This is a genomic window from Crenothrix polyspora (genome assembly GCF_900163755.1).
GTDB lineage: Bacteria > Pseudomonadota > Gammaproteobacteria > Methylococcales > Methylomonadaceae > Crenothrix > Crenothrix polyspora.
Genome location: NZ_FUKI01000064.1, coordinates 1 through 7109, shown reverse-complemented (window position 1 = coordinate 7109; position 7109 = coordinate 1). Strand labels below are relative to the sequence as shown.

The window sequence follows — 7109 nt, the reverse complement described above, 5'->3', positions numbered from 1 at the left end:
CCTTACGTGAAACTTGTTTATGGGGGCTGTTATTCGACATTTAAAGAGTGACTGAGTACTAGAATATTCCGTATTTAAATAGCGGTATTTTGCCGAATAGCAATTAACCGCATTGTCCTGATTTTTTTACTGGCTTTAAATAGAGCAGAATTTTGTTGGGATATTGGTTGCGCGAATGAGTTTTTTGTTAACAGACAATATGAAAATTGGCAGATTGATCGCATCGTATTATCGATTTTCAGATAAATAATTGCCATATGGATCAATGCTTTTATTTTTTATTCTGTAAATAAATTCAAGTTATTTATTTAAAAATAATCAGAATAATGTCATGAATTTTAACATGTAAAACAATGTGCTTAAGGGTCGGAAAGTATCTTGCTATTTTTTGACAATATACTGATAATTAACAAATAATTTATTAATTAAGCAGTATTTTTTAGTGCTATAAATAGCTGCTACGTAAAGAATATTAAGTATTTTTACTATTTATGTATGTATAGATATTTATTTGTAATGTATCTTGTCTTGCTGGCCATTATACGGACTCTTTGCGTGCGAGCAATAAAAATAACAGTGCTGCAAGACAGCCCATCACAACACAGGTTAGTAAGATAATCCACGTAGCATTGGTCCAATGCACTGGGTAAACGTCTTCCCGTACCGCTGCGCTAATGCCTGGAATACTGGGGATATCAACATCACCCCCATCAACTTTTAACTGCGCTTTCATGCCTTTTTCCATGTGCTGGGGTATTTCGCAATGCACCAGGTAGGTTTTTTTCATACTGGGTACAATCAACGACGCAGTTAATTGGCCTTGGCCGTACAGTTCCAAATGAAACATACCGTGCGGGTACAAATAGCCTGGCAAGCCATGCACCATTAATTGATGGCGTATTTGATCATCGTTAATAAAGGTAATGGTAATCTTGGCACACGGCTTTACCTTCCATTCTTGTTGATCAAAGGCGAACATTTTGCCATTAAATTTAGTCGCATGTTTATGACCCGCGCGTATGGTTAAATTAACGGTTTCCGATATTTTAGGGCAATCCTTGGGCAGGTTGTTTTCATTGGCATTCATAATCATGCTTTTTTCATCCATAAACATACCGTCGTGATTCATGGTCATGGCGGCAACAGGCTGTATAAAAAGTACCCATAAGGCTATCGACATTACGCTCAATTTTTTCATAGTTTGTTTTTTGTTTTATTAGCCAATATAAGTACCACCAGCAGACCGATAAGCAAACCCAGCGCCAAACCAAATAACGCCAAGCGCACCATGCTGATCTCAAAAACACCGGCTTCGCCCAACAAATGCGAAAACTCACCGGTATCCCACAGCGATTGCTGCTTGGAATAATACTTTTTGTTAAACAATTCGCTGAGCGCTGCCTCGTGCATTTTGGGCATACCTTGCTCATCTATCAAAGATTTATACGCCAAAATCGCCATATTACCGCCAGGTTCCATGCCATCGCTGCTCGTGCCAGTGAGTACGTGATCGTGGAACATCCACAAACCTTGTCCATAGCTGTGTAAGCCATCATCTAGGGTTTGTAGTTGTAAATCGATACGCTGTGCCGGGGCAACATCAAACACATCGCGGGTAATTTGCTGGGCGGGAGCCTGCTCGACACCATCATAAGCGGTAATCGTCGCTTTGTGGCCGTGAATGTGCATGGCAATAGAGGAGCGTTGGGCGTTAGCGATACGCAATTTTATGTTTTCGTTTGCACCGGCAATAATCATGCTATCACGCAGTGTGTAAGGGTAAGAATGGCCATTGAGCATAAAATAATTTTCAAACGACTCGGTCATATTGTAATCGCGGGTCATTTTGTTGGCGATTAACCGTGGATCGCCATATTCCTGTACCAGTTTGGTGAGTTTTTTATCCAGCGATTGATAAAATAAATCGTATTCCTGAGTAAACGTGTCTTTACTGGCTACTGAGCGGTGTCGCACCTGACCTGCCCCCACGTTAAAGGTTTGTACCCAGTTATTAGGCTTGTTTTCTTCGATGACAAACATGCCGCTTAAGCCCATCAGCATGTGCCGCGCGGTTTGTACGTGGCAGTGATAAAACATAGTGCCGGTATGGCGTGGCTGTATCTCGTAGGTATGGTTTTGGCCAGGAAACACCGGATGCTCTTCCATACCGTCGTTATCATCACCTTTTGAGTTATGCCACGGGTGATCAACCCCGTGCAGATGGATGGTGTGTGGCAAGTAATGGGTATTTTCCAAGGTAATCGTGACTTTATCACCTTGTTCCACGCGAATAGTGGGCGATGGCGCACGCAACAGCGGGTTGGCGGCAAACGTGGTGAAACTTTTCACCCCCATGCCTTGGGATTTGGGCGCAAACACCCACAGTCCTGGTTGAATACCTGGGGCAATATCAAAGGTATTAATTAAATAATTGCCATCAGGGCTACCGCCATTGAGCTCCATCACTTCAAGCTTAATGTCGATTACATCGGGATCGCCATCTTTATCAATGTCCTCACCCATAACAACGGCATCTTGTGCGAGTCGGGTTTGCATCAAGGTTGCCATCGATATATTGTTAGTGCCTTTTACTGAAGCTGCCACATCATACGGATTATCGGGTTCGCAGGCAGGCGATGCTTCTATCTCAACCTCGTCAATCACCTGTGCAGGTCGCCATTCGGGGTTTTCATTGGAACACGGCTTTTCTATATCGCTGGTATCTACCGAGCCATTGGCTAAGGTGACGGGTGGGGTAACACCGGCTTTTTGTTGGAAACTAGGCATTAATTGCACAACGGCAACACTCAGTAAACAAACAAGTAACATCAGTACAGCAAGAAGTTTTTTGGACATATACCTAAACAATTGAGCAATCAAAGTATTGCTAGCGGGCAATCCACAGTACATACAGCGTTTTCACAGTTCAATAGTTACAGCGTAACCGTTCGCACTGAGCTTGTCGAAGTGTGCCGCTCATGCTTCGACAAGCTCAGCACGAACGGTGGCTGTAATTATCCTAAGTTGAAAACGCTGTAACCGTTAAGAATACAACGATAACGACAATATAATGTGTATTTTTCAGCCGTTATTGCTTTAAACGCGCAGGAAATAACATCAACAACGTGGCCTCCCCATCAGGGCGAGGCAGCTGTGCTTGCGTTATTTTGCCGCTGTTTTTTAGCCTTTAGCATAAGCTTGATGGTAAAGCAGTTATCAATGTTTATCAATGTTTACCTGATGCTGGTATGCTTAAAGGTATTGAGTACAGCGCTGTGTTTTATGGTTTATGTGGATGTCAATACGCTTAGTGTTGAGCTATTTTGTTTTTTTGGGCAGTGGCAAACTATTTTTGATTTGCTTTTGCGATGTATTGTCCGGCATATTTTGTTCTGTTTCGGTTTTCATCTTTATATATTCTGGCTCTTCAACTTTGGGTGGTTCTGCTCGCCGTTTCACGGGAAGTTTATTTTCCGCAGCCTGTGTGGGAAGCGCCGCAACAATCGGTACACCAACACAAAATAATGGTACTGCAACTAGGTAACGTAGGTACTTGATAAACATTTTGATACCTTATTCGTAGAGTAACTGAATTGCTGGCTAGCAGGTATTACTGCATGCCACCGGATTTCTTTGTATGACCTGACCGGTATAGGTGTTGACGATTTCATCAAAACATCCTTGTCCAGTATCAATACGCCTAAGCAGCTGACCATCTGTTATAAATCTCTGACAAAGTACGGCATCTGCCACGATGATAGGAGCACTGTCGCTTGCGGCATTTGCGGCAGTGATTAACCCACCCATTTTGTTATTTTTAATAATGCCTTCCAACGGCACCCACCAATATCCAGGTTCTTTGTTTGGATAAGCGACTCGCAAAAGAACATCGCCAGACTTACAGATTGTACCGTCTACTTGTATATTCGTTTTGGTTGCATAGCCCTTAAATGGTGCTTTAGCGCATTCGTGATTAGTTCTCCACATGGTATTTTGCAATTCTGCAATTTCCGATTGCCCATAACCAACACCTAATTTGACTGACTTTATTGTTTCAATAAGCGTAGGTACAGAAGGGCTCAATAGCGCAATGAACAATGTGGGATGCACCAATATCCATTGCCACCATCGAGCCGGTGCGTAACGGGCATCACTGGATGTTGGCTTGTCAGTCGTTGGATTTCTGTCTGCTGATAATTTGTTCATAATAGAACCCTCCTAACGTGAATAAGCTAAATGTCCAAGAACATGCTCTAAACGTTGTTGGACATTATTAATGCTAGTTCTTTATACATGACTGTAATTTTTTTGTATGTTACATAATGCACATAAAAAATGTGAATATTACCTTGTCTATTGGGCATGCAGGGTAAACACATCCACTAACCGGAATTTGGGCGGGTGGTCAACAGAAATTTCGGTAATGGGGGTGTCGATACCAATCACATAGCCAGTGAGGGTGTTTGCTGTCAGCTTAAAACGGATCATGTGCCGATAACATTCAGACCGTGCGCCGCCGCCCGACTCGTTGGCATGGCCGTTATAGGCCAGCGATACCGCCAGATACCAGCCGAACCAGATACAGCTGAATAATAATCCTAGTAAAAATGCAGCCACTAAACGCCAGTTACTGATGGCAACGGGGTTACCTGCAAGTGCAGCCAATAAAACGCTGATGCCAATAACCCCCCAACTGGCAAATAATAGGTTAGCCAGTTTTTTCTGCTGATTTAAAGACAGATCCTTGACTAAAAAATCTCGGCTAAAGATATAGCCTGCTAATAAGGTGATGGCGGTGGCGGCGATTGAAATAGCCATTATATTGTACCAACTGCTGTATAGCACCAGGCACACAGGAATAGTTAGCTGTAAAAATGAGTGCCAGATACCGATCAGCGCAAATTTTATTTTACCGGTGTTATTGAGTAATTGCCCGCCTAAAATCACCGCCAGTGCTACTAGTCCCAGTGTCATTAATAACCAAATAAATATCATCATGAGGTTAAATGATGTGATTGTTGCACTGTAAAGCCCGTAGCGAAGAAAACCAAAGACAGTATAAGTAAGGCCGGCTATGGTTAATGCCCATAAAGGCAGTACTTCGAAAAATGTTTGTTTATAAAGTTTAGAACGCTTAATAAGAATATCACCGTAGCGGCGATTTAAAGTGAATATGAGTAGGGCTGTTATAAAAAATAAGGCGATTAATAACCCCGCTAACATGGGCTCTGGTAGCTGTTTACGTGTCCAACTGATTAAATTGAACAGCGGGAGAAAACTGCCGATAATGGCAATAAGAAAGATCAAAACATATTTTAGCCATGTTCGGTTGGCCACGTTTTTAAGCCTGTCCATATTGTCTGGTTTGGCAAGCCAATACACTTGTGATCCCATAAGTAGCACAATGAGCATAATATAGCTAAGATCAAAATAGTAGGCGCTAGAACAGCATTGCATGCTGTCGCTGATGCCAGAGGTATCCAGTGCGTTTCTCATGGAGGATAGCAATACCGTGCCAGTAGCGTCGGGTCGTAAATCTTCGGGCAGTAGCTTAAAAAGCGCCCAGGTATTTTCGGGGACTGTGACAGCAAAATAACTCAGTAAGGCAATTAAGCCACCGACTAGCCAGATATAACCACCTTGAATAATATTGAGTGGGTTGAGGATGGCTTGCGTTATTAAGGTATGTGAATCTTTACGTGATGGATAGAGTGCTTGTTGTGCGGCTTCATTTACATTAGTGTGACTAGGGTGTAAAAAAGCGCCGCCACCGCCCGCCACCACTGAAGCATAATTGGCGTGTGGGTTTTCTGTGGTGTTGCCCCAGTAACGGGCGTAGTGATGAATATCCCCGGCAATATCTAGTCGACATTTATAGCCACTGAGTGTGCCATCATATTTTTCTAAAAAGCTGGATTCTAAGCCTAAATAGGTAAAAGTATTGATAATCGCTGCGTCGTTTTTTGCCCACTTACCAAACACTGTCGTAGGCTCTGGTGTGGCGACAATTAATTTGGCTGGGCTGTATTCTTGTAATATTTGTCTGACAGTATTTTGGCGTGCATTATTAAAAAGGTCACCGTTTTTAACCAGCTCCGGTTTATCTTGACCCTGCAATAATGTGGAAATAAAAAACGCTTGCTGGCGTTTATCCATTTTGCCAGATTGCGAATCCAGTCCCCATAACCACCAATCGAAAGGTAATTTTAAGGCCAGATAGCTGGTGGTTTGTGTGCGATCAAACCCCAGTAAACCCAGTAAGTTGTCTTGTAGCTCTTTGGTGTCGTCGGTAATGGGTTTACTAAATTGCAGATTAAAACCATTGAGGACATCGTAATAATCATGATTAGCGGGAATACCGTAAATAGGGCGTTTATCTGGTTTTTTTTGCGTGTTAGCAACAATAGCTTGATATGCCCAGTTGAAAGGTGCTTGAAAGCGTTCTTTTAATGACGCTATATCGGCAATATGATAGGCGGTATCACCGCCGACAAACAGAAATTCACCACGCGGTAGTTGCTGGTTGTAGATATTATCAGCACTGAGCGCCACGCTGTTTGCGCTTATACCACGTTGATTATCTAACCAAAGATCACTCATACACAGATAGGCAATATTGTAGACAGCTTTCATACCATCGCCGGTATCGGAGATATAGTCGAACCAATAACACGCGGTGTCGGTATTGTTATGTGGCGGCGTAATAACTTCAGCATGCATCCAATCCTTAGAGCCAAGTTTGTCGCCAAGAAACGAGTAAGCCGCAATCCATTTTAAACCGGCTAACAGTTCGCGTCCCATTAGCCAGCTGACGGGACGTTTAAATTCGTGTTCGTTACCGTTATTGTCGTTGTTCATTTTAATGCCCCACGAAAATGCTGCTAAATAGAACCTGTATTATTTATTGATAAGACCTTTTAGATTCTCGTTCATTATGCCGATAAATAATGTGTTTGGATGTTAGGTTTTTCACACAGTTATTTAAGTATTTTTTGCGTCGCTTAGTCGGTTAAGTTGTTAATATTGCAGCTTTTTCACAGTTCAACAGTTACAGCGTAACCGTTCGCACTGAGCTTGTCGAAGTGTGCCGTTCATGCTTCGACAAGCTC

The 7109-nt window shown here is 42.6% G+C and carries 5 protein-coding genes; all 5 read right to left on the bottom strand.

What is annotated here, in order from left to right:
- Positions 1 to 538: 538 nt before the first annotated feature.
- The 5 genes from CRENPOLYSF2_RS04085 to CRENPOLYSF2_RS04065 all read right to left on the bottom strand — a co-directional run bounded on the left by CRENPOLYSF2_RS04085 (position 539) and on the right by CRENPOLYSF2_RS04065 (position 6858).
- On the bottom strand, positions 539 to 1198 hold the full coding sequence (locus CRENPOLYSF2_RS04085; RefSeq protein ID WP_140396787.1) for a multicopper oxidase domain-containing protein: 660 nt from the start codon (positions 1196 to 1198) through the stop codon (positions 539 to 541).
- Complete coding sequence (locus CRENPOLYSF2_RS04080; protein ID WP_087142689.1) at positions 1195 to 2856, bottom strand: multicopper oxidase domain-containing protein; 1662 nt, start codon at positions 2854 to 2856, stop codon at positions 1195 to 1197. Before CRENPOLYSF2_RS04080 ends, CRENPOLYSF2_RS04085 begins: the two co-directional genes overlap by 4 nt.
- A 462-nt stretch (positions 2857 to 3318) precedes the next feature.
- The gene (locus CRENPOLYSF2_RS04075) at positions 3319 to 3564 is read right to left on the bottom strand and encodes a hypothetical protein (protein ID WP_087142688.1); all 246 of its coding nucleotides are present in this window, start codon (positions 3562 to 3564) and stop codon (positions 3319 to 3321) included.
- A gap of 36 nt (positions 3565 to 3600) precedes the next feature.
- Entirely contained in the window at positions 3601 to 4206 is a 606-nt protein-coding gene (locus tag CRENPOLYSF2_RS04070) for a hypothetical protein (RefSeq protein WP_087142687.1), read from the bottom strand.
- Between the two features lie 147 nt (positions 4207 to 4353).
- The gene (locus CRENPOLYSF2_RS04065) at positions 4354 to 6858 is read right to left on the bottom strand and encodes an MATE family efflux transporter (protein WP_087142686.1); all 2505 of its coding nucleotides are present in this window, start codon (positions 6856 to 6858) and stop codon (positions 4354 to 4356) included.
- Positions 6859 to 7109: the final 251 nt, after the last annotated feature.